The following is a 15,076-nucleotide window of genomic DNA, read 5'->3' as shown; positions in this document are numbered from 1 at the left end:
AAAATTGACAGGTTTCAGGGTGGGGAAAATGGGTTACATAAACATAAAAAAGGAGCGTTCTCACATGCTGTCAACCATTTCTAAAACCTTTAGCAGACCAAAAGGCTGGCTCGGAAGCATCGCAGGTTTTATTATGGCAAATGAAAATAAGGCACTGAATCAATGGGCGATCCAGCATTTAGATTTATCAGATGGTGAAAACATATTGGAAATAGGCTATGGCCCCGGCTATAGCATCAAACATATGCTCAAGCATTATGACGATCTTCACATTGATGGACTAGATGCTTCTTCAACTATGAAGGAACAGGCGCATTCGCGTATAAAGAAACGATCCAAAGAGAAGCAGGTCCGGCTGTATGTCGGGAAAATTGAAAAAACGCGCCTGCCGACAGATCAGTATGACAAAGTACTTTCTGTTAACAATTATACGATTTGGGATGACCCAAAGGCTGGCGCACTCAACCTTTATCACACCTTGAAGCCGGGCGGAACACTCGTCATTGTGATGCAGCCAAGAGAAAAAGGAGCGGACGCCAATCGGACAAAAGAAATGGGCGAAAGCATCCTCAATGATTTAGAATTTGCTGGATTTGATCAGTTTTCCGTTGAATATGAAGAGATTCGTCCCACCCTCGCTGTCTGTGTCACAGCAAAAAAGCCGAGAAGCGAATAAGCTCTCGGCTTTTTTCTTACCATTTTGCCTCTTTGACAAATTGATAAAAAAGTTGATGTAATTTCTGTTCAATCTCTTCCTTTGTTCCTTGTCCATAAAGCGCCATGCTTTCTTCGCTTTCAATGATGGATGAACTGATCAGGCTAAACATTTCAGACCCTTCTTTGCCAAGCTCTAGCGGCGCCAGCATGAGGAGCATTCTGGACATAAGCTGCTGCCCGCCATCCATGCTTTTGATCTCATATGCCTCATCAAGATCATAGATATGAAAGACCGGTTTCTTAATGAGATCATGCTTTAAGTGAAAAAGAGCAAACTCGGTTCCTGGAATGCCTAAACCACCTTGCTGCTCACGCTCAAGTAAACCGGCTGTCACTTCGTCTGCACGTTCTAAATAGCCTTGACTTTCAACCTGACGCATCAGCGCTCTCATTGTTGACTCATGCTGCTCCGTCGTCCTCTTTTTTTCGATTGTAAAATGGGACAAGATGCTGCGAATCACTGACATATAATTCGTGATTTGCTCTGCCATTCCTATCATATCAACCGTTTCCTCCACCGATTCTTTTGCAGATTCCTGCGCTCTTTTTTTCTCAATCAGATAAGGAATTTTTCGTTTAATATGAGACTTGACCCGCACTGCGTCATCCTCGTTTAAGAGCGGGCTGACCATAATGTAATCAATATGCTCATAGGGGATCGGCACGGTTGATACGATCATGTCATAGCTCGCAGCGTCGATTTCCTTTAGCTCCATTAAGGAAGATAGATCGAATTTGGCGATCTCAGGCAATTCTTTTTTTAATCGTGATGCGAGCATTTTGGACGAACCGATGCCGCTTGAGCAAACGACCAATGCATGAATCTTTGTTTCTTCTTTTTTAATTTCAAGCACCGAACCAAAATGAAGCACGATAAAGGCAATTTCATCCTCTGGAAATTCGATCTCAGGAAAGAAGCGCTCCACACCTTCTTCAATCGCCATGAACAGCAAGAAGTAGTCTTTTTTTATTTGTTGTGTGAGCGGATTGTAAATCCGCATCTTTTCTTTTAAACGGTTCATAGCTGGTTCAAGATGAGACACGAGTCCCTCATACAATGAATCGTTTTCATTTAAATGGTAGCCTGTTTTATGAGAAATAAAGTCAATGAGTTTCTTCGTTCTCAGCGCAATATCTAACTCAATCTCATCAATGCGGTATTCTGCCGTAAAGCTTCGATTTGCACTACGCAAATGGATGGTCATGTAGCCGACCTCCGCTTCAGGAATCTCTACATTAAACATGCGTTCTAATGCTCGTGCGATTCTGAGTGAAGATTCAAATTCCTTCGTCCGCTTTAATTCAAGCAATTCTTCCTCTTCCATCCGAATGGTTTCACCGATTTGAATGCGTTCAATGGCATAGGTTAAGTGAACGACAAGTGCAATATAGGCACTATCTGACAACGAGAGAGAGAGTCTGTTTTTCAAATGAAAGAGCAGCCTTTCTACCTTGAGCAGCTGTCCTCGACTGACTACCCCAAACACCTTTTCAGTCGCTTTCGTTCGATGTTTAATATTCATCTCAATCGTTTCGAGAAATAATTGAATGTCGAGACGGTCAACGATCAGGTTCCCGACAATTTTTCGTTTGGCTTCCTCAGGCCCTTTTAATTCAATGCCGTACCCACGCTTGCGGATAAGCAGTAAACCGTAGGGAGCGATCCAGTCCGTCAGTTCATCTAAGTCGTAGCTGATGGTCGCATTTGTAACCTGCAAGTCGGCTGCAAGTGTATATAATTTCACCGGTTCTTTTGCTTCAAGCAGGGCACACAGGATTAAGAGCTTCCGTTCATCAGAACTATATTCAATTTGATCTTCATTTGAAATATGAGACAGAAGCCGCTGTTTGTCTTCCTGTTCACCGACCGCCTTCAAGCCCTTCCCCGGCTGTTTATCAAGTGATAGGTTGTAATTCTTTAAAATAGGTTTAATGGATTTAAGTTCTCTATGAATGGTTCTTGTACTTACTTGAACAGAATCGGCGATCTCACGAATGGTGACATAACGATTTTGCTGAATCATATATTTGATCACTTTCTGTTCTCGTGCCGTTATGTACATGAAATGCCTCCTTCTGCTTAAATAGGTCTATTGTCACACTTTAATATAAAACGCTTTCACTGATCGATGCAACCTGAAGTTGATCTAAATTTGGCACACAGGTTGTGACAAAATGAAAGACTCACACGTTTCTCCAAAAGGAAGGTCCATAATCCTTTTGATGAAATTGAATCGTTAGTTCATGAAATGGCAGTGTGCCCCCGACCTTTAATGAATAGGTAGGATGATAGACGGGAGAGCCAAAGCAATACTCCATCGTCCCTTCCTCCGGCCGAAACATGACGGTTCGCATCGTCCCAAACAGCTCTTCATAATTGTGCACAGTCAGACCAGCAGGGTATTCTGCCTGAAATAGTTCCGTAAGAGACTCGCTTGACGGCTGTTCTTCTAAAGCTTGAATTAACATGTCGTACCTGACAACAGAATGATGTTTCGTCAACCCTTTTGCCGTGTGATCAGCGAGCGGATGGTTCGTAGCCGCAATAAATCCACGCTCCGGCCTTCTCACCTTTTTTTGCCCATCAATCATTTCAATCACAGCCGCCTCTCCCTGCCGGTCAGCAAGCATTAGATGAACATTAGACGCGACGGGCATTTCCTGTACCAAACGGACGGCATCCTCCACCGTTTTACAGGACTCTAGCACAGCACGAATAACATGATATACTTGCAAGCCAGCAACAGCCGGCGGCTTTAAGCCTGGTTCGTTGCCAATAGGCGGACCGCATGCAGAAAATGTCACCGATAGACCATGTTCATTCATCCCATCCGATCGACCAAATAAGATTAATGATGAGCCTGTATGGACTGCTGAGCCCTTCACATGTGTAGATACAAGACGCATATCATCAAACAGCGGAGAAAAATCATAGTTGCGCAGCATCACCGTTTGTTGATTGGCAGCCTCATTCCCCTGCATCACACAATGGGAACAGCCTGGCTGAAGATGCGAAGAATAGAAAAAGGTCAAATCGCTTTCATCTATTTGCATTTCATCACAAAATCCCGAGAGCTCTTCCTCTAACTGAGGAAGAAACGGTCGAATCAGCTGCTTCGTTTCCTTCACAGCCTCTTTTGATAACGGTTCTGATTGAATATATTGTTTTTTAAGCAAAGGGTGCTCCTTCAGCCAGACAGCCTGCTGCTTTCCTACCTCATAAGCTGTTCCTTTCAATTCATGAAAATACGCGCTCATCTCCTGCATGCATACACCTCTTTTGTCTTGTTTCTTTTATCATATCGAAACAGCCCTTCATTTAAAAGAATGAAAAAAACTGCAATCCCGCGGGATCACAGTTGCTTAGCGGATTGTTGAAACAGCGCTTCTGCCATTGCTTCATATCCTTTGTGGTTCGGATGAAATTGATCAATCGATAAGTATGCGCTTTGATGTCCTTCAAATACACCGTAAATATCCACCACTTCTACATGTGGATTCGCAGCAAGCTGGCGAAGGTGATGGTTGTATTCCTTCAGCCATCTCTCTGCGATCGGAATCTCAGGAAAAGGATCATATAAATTCAATAAATATACGCAGTATGGATGATGCTGCCCTCTTTTTATCAGAGCGATTTCTTGAACCATTTTGCTAAAATTCGCCTGACAATGCATAGACGCTTGCAGCAGTATCTTTTCATCTTCACCTTTTTCATACTGCAGAACAGCTTGAACAAGATCATTCCCGCAGCCTGTGATGGTGATGATGTCAGCATGAGCAATCGCCCGTCTTACATCAGACCGCCGAAAAAGCTGCAAGATCTCTTCCGTTGTTAACCCTGATTTCGCAAATACGGACAGTTTCACCGGTATATGCAGCTTCTTTTCAAGCTTCGCCGCATATCGCTCCGTAAAACCGCCGCCAAATAAACGTGCCCCCACCCCAACCGTTAAGGAATCTCCAATCGCAACATAGGATCGTCCCACTCTTATCCCTCACTCTCTCCTGCCTTCTCTTATATATACGAAAAAGAAGAACAAATGCTTGTAGCAGATGGCTTAAAGGCATCCACCTTTTTTTCAAAAACGCAGGATGGGCGCATTTACAAACACTTTACTTGCGATATCGATCCATTTTTTGTTCAATGGGAGTAGGGTTTTTTTGCTTAAATCGCAGCTTTGAAGCGTTTCAGAAAAATTTACAAACTTTTTATCTTGATTTCAAGACTTTATACCTTGACTTCAAACTATATAGTGATTACAATGAAAATATCAGTTTTTATGTAACTGTGCTTGTTACATCTTTTTCATAGCATTCCAATATGATTAAAGATGCCACATATTCAGTGTATCTTTGGGGTACGCTAAAAAAATCATTGAAACAGGAAGGATTGAATAAACATGGCAAAAGTTTTATACATCACTGCACATCCGCATGATGAAACAGTTTCTTACAGTATGGCTACTGCTAAAGCATTTATCGAATCTTATAAGGAAGCAAATCCAAGTGACGAGGTTGTACATATCGATTTGTACAAAGAAAACATTCCTCACATTGATGCAGATGTATTCGCTGGATGGGGCAAGCTTCAATCTGGTGCTGGCTTCGATACACTTTCAGCTGAAGAGCAAGCGAAAGTTGCTCGCCTAAACGAATTAAGCGATCAATTCGTTTCTGCTGACAAATACGTATTTGTTTCACCACTTTGGAACTTCTCATTCCCACCAGTTCTTAAAGCATACATCGACTCTGTTGCTGTAGCTGGTAAAACATTCAAATACACTGAGCAAGGTCCTGTTGGATTACTAACAGACAAAAAAGCGCTACACATCCAAGCACGTGGCGGATACTACACTGAAGGTCCTGCTGCTGAACTAGAAGCAGGTCACCGTTACCTTGGAACAATTGCAAACTTCTTCGGTATTCCTTCTTTCGAAGGTCTTATTGTTGAAGGTCACAATGCTGAGCCTGCAAAAGCAGAACAAATTAAAGCAGATGCGATCGAACGTGCAAAAGCTTTAGGTAAAACTTTCTAATCATGAACACGCAAAAAGCCAATGATCTTAACGGTCATTGGCTTTTTATTTGTTCAGATGCAAAACCTAATTCTTTTGAAATGCCGCTGGCCGCTTTTTTGACCTGCTCAATTAAATAAGGAAGCCGTTCCTTTTGATAGCCTGCCTCAAACCCTGCAATACTAATGCCTGCTGCCACTTCTCCGTGATGATTGAAAATGGGCGCTCCAATAGCCGCAGTATAGTTTTCAAGCTCTGAATAGCTTAACGTATATCCGCGTCTGTTTGATTCTTCAATCATGTTTCGCAGGACATCTTTATCGGTAATGGTTCCGATCCCGATTTTCCCGAGCGCTACCGAATCAATATAGGCAAGTCTCTCTTCCTCTGGCAAAAAGGAAAGAATACTTCTCGCACAAGCTCCCGCATATAATGGGGATCTTCTTCCGACAGCGGTATAGAGCCGGACAGGCTGCGTTCCTTCCATTTTCTCCACATAAATGGCTTCATCTCCTTCACGAATAATGAGCTGAACAGCCTCACCTACCTCATCACGCAAGTTTTCCATAAAGGGCCTTGCAATTCTACGGATATCGAGGCGGTCGGCGACAAGCTGACCGTATTCAAGGAACATCAATCCTAATCGGTAAACACCTGAAGGATGCTTTTCTAATAATCCCATATCGGCTAAGGAGTTGGCCATTCGGTGTACAGATGTTTTGGGCATGCTCGAGAGCTGAATCATGTCATTTAACGTTAATTGTTCGTGTGTGATAAAAAGCCGTAATATCTCCATTGATTTCACAACGGTTTTATTTGTGTTCTGCATGTTTCTCACCTTTTCTAAAACGAAAATGCTTCGAGTTTTAATCTTGCCGTCAGGTCCTTCATTTCTGCTTCTTGTGTGAATAAGGCTTGCTCTGCTTCTTGGCGGTCAATTTGTTGAAACGTGAGATTCGCTCCAGGCATCGCCTGCGCAATGAGCGGCAAATCGACTGTTGCCACCTCACCAATACGGGGATATCCACCTGTCGTTTGGCGATCTGCGAGCAGAATAATCGGCTGGCCGTCAGGAGGAATTTGAATAGAGCCAAAAGCAACCGCTTCTGAAATCAATTCAAGCTTTTGCTTTAAACGTATCGGTTCCCCTTTCAATCTGCATCCCATACGATCAGATTGGGGAGTGACCTGATAAGACCGTTCGAAAAAAGCTTGCTGCGATTCTTCCTGAAAATGAGATAGATGTCTGCCTGCCAGCACCCGAATGACTGGTGATTTCCCGAGAGGCAAAAAATGAGCATGATTGACTGTCCATTCTGGCGCACGTTCCCCTTTGCTTTTTAACATGTGAACGAGGCTCACCGCCAGTGGTGACGGTTCTCCAATCGGCAGGACGTCTCCTTTTTCTAGCGGACGCCCTTCTATCCCGCCTATCTTCGCTCTGACGTACGTACTTTTACTTTTCATCACCGGCTCAACATCAAATCCACCGGCTACAGCGAGGTAGGAGCGGCATCCCCTCTTACAAGGGCCAAAGGTGATCGTGCTTCCTGCTCGAATGAAGAGCGGTTTCCATAGAGGCACTTGTTCCCCGTCAATCTCAACCTCCACATCAGCACCGGTCACGGCGATCAGCTGATCCTTCTGACATGTCAACACTGGACCGGGCCCCATTAATGTGATTTCCAGCACCGCTTCGTTTTCTTGATTCCCAGTGAGGATGTTGGCGATTCGGAGCGAGATTTGGTCCATGCCGCCGCTCGTTAAAACACCGTACTTCTGATAGCCTATTCTCCCTTTATCTTGAATGGTGGTGAACATTCCTGGCTTGATGACATGAATACTCAACGATCTTCCTCCTTCATGCTGAAAAATTCCTTTTCAGACAGTTGAACAAATCGAACCTCGTCCCCTGCCTTTAGTAGACTAGGTCTCTCAGCATTCGGCCGAAATAAGGACAACGGGGTTTGTCCAATGAGCTGCCAGCCTCCGGGTGTAGATATCGGATAAACCCCTGTCTGCTTCCCCGCAATACCCACAGACCCTTTCGGAATCGACATTCTTGGTGTTTCTCTACGCGGAGCTGCAATTTTTTCAGAAAGTCCGCCTAAAAACGGGAACCCAGGAGCAAACCCAATCATATAGACAAGATACGTCCCGGATGTGTGAATACGTACAACTTCTTCAGGCGTCAAACCATTGATACGGGCGACTTCTTCTAAGTCAGGACCGAGCTCTCCTCCATAACATACAGGAATGTCGACGATCCGGCGCTTTGCCTGATTCCCCTCCTGCCAGTTGTCTTCAAGGAGGTTTTCAATATAGTCTTTGACCCATTCATACGGAGAGATCGCACGTTGCTTAAGCTGAGCAGATTGATACACCTTATAGGGCTCATAAAAGACGGTCACGTTTGTAAAAGCTTGAACAGCTTCCACATATCCGTCAAATGGATGCTGTTCAATACATGAAAACAGCTGCTTCACACGCTCATGAATGTCTTCACTTATGTCAGTCCCGGCTTGGATGACAATGGCTGCGTCTCCTAGCGGGTGGAACGTGATCGTATCTTTTATCGTTGAAAATGCCACTCTTATGACACCTCTCTTTCTACAGGACACCGAGCTTTTGATCTCTTACATCTGTGATAAACATATGACCGGGTGCATGGGTGATCGCAATATCCGGCTTAGTGTGCATGACGATGGCTTGCGGCGTCACACCACATGCCCAAAACACCGGGACTTCCCCTTCTTTGATCACAGATGGTTCTCCAAAGTCTGGCTGATCTACATGTTCAATGCCAATCACAGCTGGATCACCTATATGGATAGGACCGCCATGTACCGATGGGAATCTAGACGTCACCTGAACACTTCTTGTGACTTGATGCGCTGGGATCGGCCTCATACTGACAACCATCGGACCATGGAATACACCTGCCCTTTCACATGGAATGTTCGTTTGATACATTGGTACATTATGACCGTCTTCAATATGGCGGACAGGAATGTCATTCAGCATCAGTGCATGCTCAAACGTAAAGCTGCATCCGATGAGAAAGCCCACCATATCATCCTCCCAATAGGAAGAAATATCTGTTACCTCTTCTTGAAGAACCCCTTTTTTGTAAACACGATATTTAGGGAAATCCGTTCGAATATCCGCATCAGGTGCTGAACGCCTTGGCACTGGATCACCTGGGTCGAGCACATCAAGCAAAGGGCACGAAGCCGGATTCCGCTGACAAAATAAAAGAAAATCGAAGGCCAGCTCTTTTTTGACGATCATTAAGTTGGCTTGCGCAAATCCCTCAGCAAAGCCAGCCGTTGGTCCTGTGATCTTCTGCTTACGAATCAATTCCCTTATTTGTGACGGCTTATAGGTTTGATATGCTTTCATGTGATCAGCTCCATAGTTTTGGAATTTCATTCATGATGGTATATCCGCCCATGATTGCCATGATGACAACAACAAACGCACCTGTTGCTGTCAAAAAGAATGGATGGCGATAATCACCGACAATTTCTTTTTTATAGGCAGCAATCAGCAATGTTCCGAGTGCAAGCGGCAAGATCAATGCATTGATGGCCCCAACCAAAATCAATATGTTCACAGGTCTTCCAATCGTGATAAAACAAATGGTCGAGAGCGCAATGAATCCAACGATAATGCCTCGTTGATTTTTCTCGATTTTTGGTGAGAAGGTTTTAAAGAAGGAAACGGAGGTGTATGCTGCTCCAATGACTGAGGTAATGGCGGCAGCCCACATAATGATGCCAAACATTTTATATCCCACATTTCCAGATGCTAATTGAAAAACAGACGCAGGCGGGTTCGACGGATCAATCTGTAATCCTTTTGAGACAACTCCTAGAACGGCTAAAAATAAAGCCACACGCATTACGGATGTGATCAAAATACCGAAAATGGAACTTTTCGTCACTTGGGGCAATGCTTCCTTCCCCTTAATGCCAGCATCCAGCAGACGATGACCACCAGCAAAAACGATATAGCCACCAACTGTCCCGCCGACAAGTGTCACAATCGATAACATGTCAATTTTCTCTGGCACGAAAGTTCTCATGACAGCTTCTCCAACTGGCGGTGCTGTGGAAATAGCCACATACAGCATCAGACCAATCATGACAAAACCAGCGATTTGTGTGAATCGGTCCATCGCTTTTCCTGCCTCTTTGATGACAAAAATGAGAATGGCAATGACTGCACTGACCCCAGCCCCTATGCGGGGATCGACGCCGAATATGACCTGAAAACCGAGACCCGCACCGGCGATATTTCCAATATTAAAGGCAAGCCCCCCAATGACAATCAAACAGGCTAACACATATCCAAGACCCGGCAGAACCATATTGGCAATGTCCTGTCCTCTTTTTTCCGAGACGGCAATGATACGCCATACATTTGTTTGCGCAAAAATGTCTAGCAAAATGGAAATCAAAATGACAAACCCAAAGCTAGCTGCGAGCTGCTGTGTGAACACTGTTGTTTGTGTTAAAAATCCCGGTCCAATGGCGGACGTTGCCATTAAAAAGGCTGCGCCCATCAGCATAGAACGGTTCCCTTTTGGAGCTTTCATCTGTTTGGCTTTCTCTCTTTTCATGCTGTTTCCCCCTTTGATGACGATTTATCGAAAGGCCTTGAGCTGAATAGTGGCTTCTTTTAGCTTCGCTGTAATGGTTTTTGCAAATTGAAGCGCGTGACTGCCATCCCCGTGGATACACACCGTATCTGCTTTGAGCTGAACATCTTCCCCTTGCACTGTCCGCACTTTCCCCTCTCTTACCATACGGATGACCTGCTGAACTGCCCTTTCATCCTCTTCAATAAGTGCATGAGGTTCACGGCGTGATGTCAGTGTCCCGTCTGGTTGATACGTCCGATCAGAAAAAACTTCATGTGCCACTTGAAGACCGATTCTTTCCCCTGCTGACGCAAGTTCACTGCCTGACAGCGCAAATAACACAAGGTTAGGATCAATATCATACACAGCCTTCGCGATTGATTCAGATAATTCAGTATTTTTAGCCGCCATGTTGTAAAGGGCGCCATGTGGTTTGACGTGCTGCATCATACCGCCTTCTGCTTTCAGAAAGGCTGATAGTGCACCAATTTGATAGATCACAAGATCATAGGCTTCCTCTGCTGAGATCGCGATTGGACGTCTACCAAAACCGACTAAATCTTGCAGACCTGGATGTGCACCAATTTGAACCCCTTTATCCAGTGCCATTTTAACCGTCTTTCTCATCACAGTTGGATCTCCCGCATGAAAACCGCATGCAATATTGGCTGAGGTGACATATTCAAGAATTTGTTCATCTGAACCGATGGTGTATTGACCAAAACTTTCTCCCAAATCACAGTTAATATCCACTTGATACATAGAACCCCTCCTTGTCGTTCCGAATTGCGGAATAGAAAGTCCGAATATTCGAATTTATATTGATTATACCAACTTTGGATAGACTGCACATGAAATTGTCAGAAAATATAACAATAGAACTAGGAGAAAACAAAAAAGTGAGAGGTCATGTCCTCTCACTTTTTCTACTCATTTATTTAGACAGCACCCAATGTTGGATGGCTTTTGCTACCCCGTGCTCTGTATTAGGAGCCGTAATCCAATCAGCCGCTTCTTTCACAACTTCTTGTGCATTGCCCATTGCAATGCCTAATCCGGCTTCTTGAATCATCGCCATATCATTCAGACTGTCGCCAAGTGACATGACGTTGTCCATTGTACAGCCAATGCGTTCTGCGACTTTTGCAAGAGCTGCCGCTTTGTTAATGCCTGCTGCATTGACTTCGATATTGGTTGGACTGGAATTCGTGATTTCTAGCTGTCCATTTGTTTTCAATGTATGGAGGACTTCCTCACGAACAGCATCGTCATGAATATCAAAACCAAATTTCAACCATTCGTGGTCATGAATGCGTTCAGGGAATTCCCCTCTCCACACCTTATCCACAGTAGATGCCCAGTAATCGGTCTCGTATCTGTTTTTTAGATCCCACATCATCTGAACGTGATCGGGATGCAGCAGTTCCCGTTCAATCAACTGGAAGTTTGAATCCCAAATTTCACTTCCGTTCGCTGTGACAAGATAGGAAGAGAGTTTCAGCGGCTCGACCAGCTCTCGGCATGTCATCAGCGTACGTCCTGTACTAATCACCACATGGACCCCTTTGGCTTCTGCTTCTTTAATGGCTTGTTTATTTTCCTCAGGAATGACGTGCTCACTATTTAACAGCGTGCCATCCATATCAATGGCAATCAATTGGATGTCTTTCTTATCAGCTTGTGTTGACAAATTGAGTACCCCACTTTGTATCATTTTTTGAATCTATCTTTATTTTAATATAAAGATGAAGATGGCACAAAGGGACGAGTTTGATCCCAAAGAAAAAAGACCTTGTGACAGGTCTTTTTCTTCTTCTTAACGTTCACATGCGATGCCGTCTTTATCACGGTCAAGGTGTTTATTTTTTAAGTAAAGTGCTTTTGATACATAAGGCTTGTACTTCGTTTTTCCACCTTTGTTTTTCGTATTTTTGCTTTTTGCTACGCCGCCTTTATACACTTTGTTGAGTGCTTTGCAGTTTTTGTACTTGACTGTTTTTGCATCCGCTGTGTGAGTGTCAACTTGTGTAAAGCTAAGTAAAAGACCGAAAGACAAGACAGCGACCATGATTTTTTTTAACATGTAAGTCCCCCCTATTATTTCTCATTTTACATTTTTATCATATGTCACCACATTTTGTTTTTCAAGACGATTGAGGTGAAAATATTGGTTTTTTTGGAATTTAATAATTCTTATGACCTATATGTTAAAATGAGTGGGAAACCTTTCCGGTTTTGACACGTATATGAAGAGAGGAGCTTTCCATATGAAAATGAAATATACCATTCTATATGTAAACGATGTTGAAGCAAGTATTCAGTTCTACCATCATATCCTCGGTTTCCCGATTAAATTGAGGGTTGAATCCTATGTTGAGTTTGATACAGGAGAAGTGACCTTATCGATTAATTCACGCCAAGATGTGAAAGAGGCACTTGGTCTGCCTGTTCCAGAGGCAGTTAGCTCGTCACAAACGTTTGAGATTGGCTTTGTTGTGGATGATGTGAATGAAACCATTGCGGCCTTGAAGGAAAAAGGAGTACCTGTCATCAAGGAACCTGCCAAGAAGCCGTGGGGACAAACGGTTAGTTATGTGTCTGATCCTGATGGACATTTCATTGAAATATGTGATGCGGTCTCCTAATAGCTGTCTGAAGGAGTGAAGCATAATGAGAAAGAAACATGCTTTTTTTGCTGGTGTTTGCTCCATGCTGTTGATTTGCAGTGCGGCGCTCATATTACAGCACCATGAATGGATTGGGTTTGTCAGTGGTGGAATCTCTATTATTGCGTTCGTTGCATCTGGATTTCTTATGGGTGCATGGACCAACGGGGAAGAGGCACGAGCGGCCTATCACTCTGAAACAAAAGAACACCGGATGTTTCGTCTTGATACGGCTTTTCTTTTCATCATCTTTGCCCTTCCGCATATGGGTGCAGCACTGTTATATGTTTTTATGTAAATAGTTGATTTGATTCAAAGGAGTAATTAACATGGCTGTTTTTGTCTTATTCGTTGTATTTGGTTTACCTATGATCTCTGTGCTGATTGGTATTTTCGGTACATTGTTTTTAAAGAACATTTGGTTTCCCACCTTGATTGTGCTGGTAGCGAGTGTGATTCTGATGTTCACCTCTATTGGTGGAAATAAAACCTTTCTCATTTGGGTCATCGTCTACACAGTCTGTGCATTTCTCGGTGCGTTCATTACAAAGCGATTCCAAGCTGTTTCATAAATACTCATCAAAAAAAGAACAGTTTGCACTGTTCTTTCAGATTGTTGACAAAGGGCTAAAATGATTCTTTATTTTAGCCCTTTGTCTTCTTTTCAGCGTGATAGAAAACCTTTGCAGTCTAGGAAGGACGAGTACTGGAGCGGAGCGAATTTGACATTCGTGAGCACCAGCACGCAGGACTGACAAAGAATGCGAGGGTTTGGCTACACGCTGAAAGAACAGTTTGCACTGTTCTTTTTTTGATTAAATATCGGCACACCATAGCTCTATTTCGATTTTCAGCTCTTTCCACCCTAATGCAGTCACATAGGCAACGGTCATTGATGGATATGCCGTTTTGAAGATTGCATCCCACTGTGGGTATAGATGATCCCAATCAATTTCTTCTGTTGCCCAAATATTGACTTTGATGACGTGTTCTTCATTCAACCCTTCTGATGCAAGGATTCTCTTTATATTTTCAAACGTATTGGTGACTTGGTCGTTTAAGCTTGATGGGATCTGTCCATCCGCTCCTGTCCCTACTTGACCTGATGTCACAAATAACCCCGCACCCTTTGGCACCCTTGTGATATGACTGTAGTTGCCAACGGGTTTCGGCATACTTTCTGGATTTTTTCTCGTAATTTTCTCCATGTAAATCCCTCACTCACTATGATTTTTCTGCGTGTTTTTCTTCCTGTAGACAGACTTCACCAATTTTTGTCTATCCTAAAAGAAAACAGCAGTGGAGTATCCGTAGCCACAAGGTAAGAACATCAATATTTTCTTTTTCATGGACGAAACACTCCTTTTTGATTGCGTGAGCAAGGTTTAGATTCATTTCATCCTACCTGATAAATGAACCACAGTCAAAAATAAATGATAAACGATAACGTGCAATATCTCGATTCTTATTGCCTATTATCTAAAATCGTTCTTTTCTTGTTCATGGTTTGTTCAAATTTCTTCTATATAGTAGATCGTAATAGGAGGTAGGATACATCATGGCAAAAATAAATAAGAAAATGATTAGTCTTTGCACCGCAGCTATCAGCAGCTTATACATCACTGGTTATGCAACTACCCATCACGCGCAAGCCGTTCAAACAGCACAATCAAATACACAAACAGACGCTTCTAATAATACATCTCTCACATCAGATACTACCGCCACTCAAACAGAAGATACCACTTCAGAAACTGAACTCACGGATGGTACTTTCTCTGGTACTGGATCAAATGAGATTGGCTCTATTAGTGTATCTGTTACCATCAAACAAGGAAATATCACTTCTGTCGAGATTACGAGTGATAACACTAGATACGGGCAAAGCTCCATTTCATCATTACCCAATGAAGTGGTCATCAGACAAAGTGCTGATGTAGATACGGTGAGCGGCGCAACATTAAGTACTCAAGATTTTGAAACAGCTGTTGCTCAGGCTTTAGAGCAGGCAAAGGCATAGAGAGGAGACACCA

Annotated in this window: 18 protein-coding genes; 6 read left to right on the top strand and 12 right to left on the bottom strand. The window is 43.4% G+C overall.

What is annotated here, in order from left to right:
• Positions 1-64: 64 nt before the first annotated feature.
• Positions 65-676 carry a class I SAM-dependent methyltransferase gene (locus FBF75_RS16185; protein WP_136944940.1) on the top strand — a complete coding sequence of 204 codons (612 nt, stop codon included), beginning with the start codon at positions 65-67 and terminating at the stop codon, positions 674-676.
• 16 nt (positions 677-692) lie between these two features.
• On the opposite strand, the gene FBF75_RS16180 is transcribed toward FBF75_RS16185, so the two are convergent.
• The 3 genes from FBF75_RS16180 to FBF75_RS16170 form a co-directional block, all read right to left on the bottom strand.
• Positions 693-2,780 carry a BglG family transcription antiterminator gene (locus FBF75_RS16180; RefSeq protein ID WP_007498087.1) on the bottom strand — a complete coding sequence of 696 codons (2,088 nt, stop codon included), beginning with the start codon at positions 2,778-2,780 and terminating at the stop codon, positions 693-695.
• Between the two features lie 121 nt (positions 2,781-2,901).
• Positions 2,902-3,984: a C45 family autoproteolytic acyltransferase/hydrolase gene (locus FBF75_RS16175; RefSeq protein ID WP_136944939.1), complete on the bottom strand. Its 1,083-nt coding sequence runs from the start codon at positions 3,982-3,984 to the stop codon at positions 2,902-2,904.
• A gap of 86 nt (positions 3,985-4,070) precedes the next feature.
• Positions 4,071-4,703, bottom strand: coding sequence for a GDSL-type esterase/lipase family protein (locus FBF75_RS16170; protein ID WP_136944938.1), 633 nt, complete (start codon positions 4,701-4,703; stop codon positions 4,071-4,073).
• Positions 4,704-5,117: 414 nt separating this feature from the next.
• Between FBF75_RS16170 and FBF75_RS16165 the strand changes: the two genes are divergently transcribed.
• On the top strand, positions 5,118-5,753 hold the full coding sequence (locus FBF75_RS16165; protein WP_024720223.1) for an FMN-dependent NADH-azoreductase: 636 nt from the start codon (positions 5,118-5,120) through the stop codon (positions 5,751-5,753).
• Between the two features lie 34 nt (positions 5,754-5,787).
• Here the strand turns inward: FBF75_RS16165 and FBF75_RS16160 are convergent, their stop codons facing one another.
• From FBF75_RS16160 to FBF75_RS16125, 8 genes are all read right to left on the bottom strand, one after another.
• Entirely contained in the window at positions 5,788-6,561 is a 774-nt protein-coding gene (locus tag FBF75_RS16160) for an IclR family transcriptional regulator (RefSeq protein ID WP_136944937.1), read from the bottom strand.
• A 14-nt stretch (positions 6,562-6,575) separates the two neighbouring features.
• A complete protein-coding gene (locus FBF75_RS16155; RefSeq protein ID WP_136944936.1) occupies positions 6,576-7,580 on the bottom strand; it encodes a 5-oxoprolinase subunit C family protein in 1,005 nt (334 codons plus the stop codon).
• Positions 7,577-8,323: a 5-oxoprolinase subunit PxpB gene (gene pxpB / locus FBF75_RS16150; protein WP_050826965.1), complete on the bottom strand. Its 747-nt coding sequence runs from the start codon at positions 8,321-8,323 to the stop codon at positions 7,577-7,579. The genes FBF75_RS16155 and pxpB overlap by 4 nt, the downstream gene beginning before the upstream one ends.
• Positions 8,324-8,342: 19 nt before the next feature.
• Complete coding sequence (locus tag FBF75_RS16145; protein WP_136944935.1) at positions 8,343-9,134, bottom strand: putative hydro-lyase; 792 nt, start codon at positions 9,132-9,134, stop codon at positions 8,343-8,345.
• Between the two features lie 4 nt (positions 9,135-9,138).
• Positions 9,139-10,356, bottom strand: a complete 1,218-nt coding sequence (locus FBF75_RS16140; RefSeq protein WP_007498097.1) for an NRAMP family divalent metal transporter — start codon at positions 10,354-10,356, stop codon at positions 9,139-9,141.
• A gap of 24 nt (positions 10,357-10,380) precedes the next feature.
• Positions 10,381-11,139: a LamB/YcsF family protein gene (locus tag FBF75_RS16135; RefSeq protein WP_007498099.1), complete on the bottom strand. Its 759-nt coding sequence runs from the start codon at positions 11,137-11,139 to the stop codon at positions 10,381-10,383.
• A 172-nt stretch (positions 11,140-11,311) separates the two neighbouring features.
• Positions 11,312-12,091, bottom strand: coding sequence for a Cof-type HAD-IIB family hydrolase (locus FBF75_RS16130; protein ID WP_409222519.1), 780 nt, complete (start codon positions 12,089-12,091; stop codon positions 11,312-11,314).
• A gap of 102 nt (positions 12,092-12,193) precedes the next feature.
• Positions 12,194-12,460, bottom strand: coding sequence for an excalibur calcium-binding domain-containing protein (locus tag FBF75_RS16125; RefSeq protein ID WP_017366629.1), 267 nt, complete (start codon positions 12,458-12,460; stop codon positions 12,194-12,196).
• A 184-nt stretch (positions 12,461-12,644) separates the two neighbouring features.
• Here FBF75_RS16125 and FBF75_RS16120 point away from each other — a divergent pair, with 184 nt between their 5' ends.
• From FBF75_RS16120 to FBF75_RS16110, 3 genes are read left to right on the top strand one after another with little or no spacing between them, the layout of a single operon-like run.
• Complete coding sequence (locus tag FBF75_RS16120; protein ID WP_025206763.1) at positions 12,645-13,022, top strand: VOC family protein; 378 nt, start codon at positions 12,645-12,647, stop codon at positions 13,020-13,022.
• Between the two features lie 25 nt (positions 13,023-13,047).
• Entirely contained in the window at positions 13,048-13,341 is a 294-nt protein-coding gene (locus FBF75_RS16115) for a DUF5316 family protein (RefSeq protein ID WP_017358499.1), read from the top strand.
• Between the two features lie 31 nt (positions 13,342-13,372).
• A complete protein-coding gene (locus FBF75_RS16110; RefSeq protein WP_136944933.1) occupies positions 13,373-13,615 on the top strand; it encodes a DUF2651 family protein in 243 nt (80 codons plus the stop codon).
• A gap of 243 nt (positions 13,616-13,858) precedes the next feature.
• Here the strand turns inward: FBF75_RS16110 and FBF75_RS16105 are convergent, their stop codons facing one another.
• Positions 13,859-14,251 carry a RidA family protein gene (locus FBF75_RS16105; protein WP_057078484.1) on the bottom strand — a complete coding sequence of 131 codons (393 nt, stop codon included), beginning with the start codon at positions 14,249-14,251 and terminating at the stop codon, positions 13,859-13,861.
• Positions 14,252-14,601: 350 nt separating this feature from the next.
• Between FBF75_RS16105 and FBF75_RS16100 the strand changes: the two genes are divergently transcribed.
• Positions 14,602-15,063 carry an FMN-binding protein gene (locus FBF75_RS16100; RefSeq protein WP_057078487.1) on the top strand — a complete coding sequence of 154 codons (462 nt, stop codon included), beginning with the start codon at positions 14,602-14,604 and terminating at the stop codon, positions 15,061-15,063.
• Positions 15,064-15,076: the final 13 nt, after the last annotated feature.

Origin of the sequence: Bacillus sp. S2(2019) (assembly GCF_005144805.1) — a bacterium.
Taxonomy (GTDB): Bacteria; Bacillota; Bacilli; order Bacillales; family Bacillaceae; genus Bacillus; species Bacillus altitudinis.
Note: the sequence above shows the minus strand (reverse complement) of the source record. Positions and strands in the feature narration are given on the sequence as shown.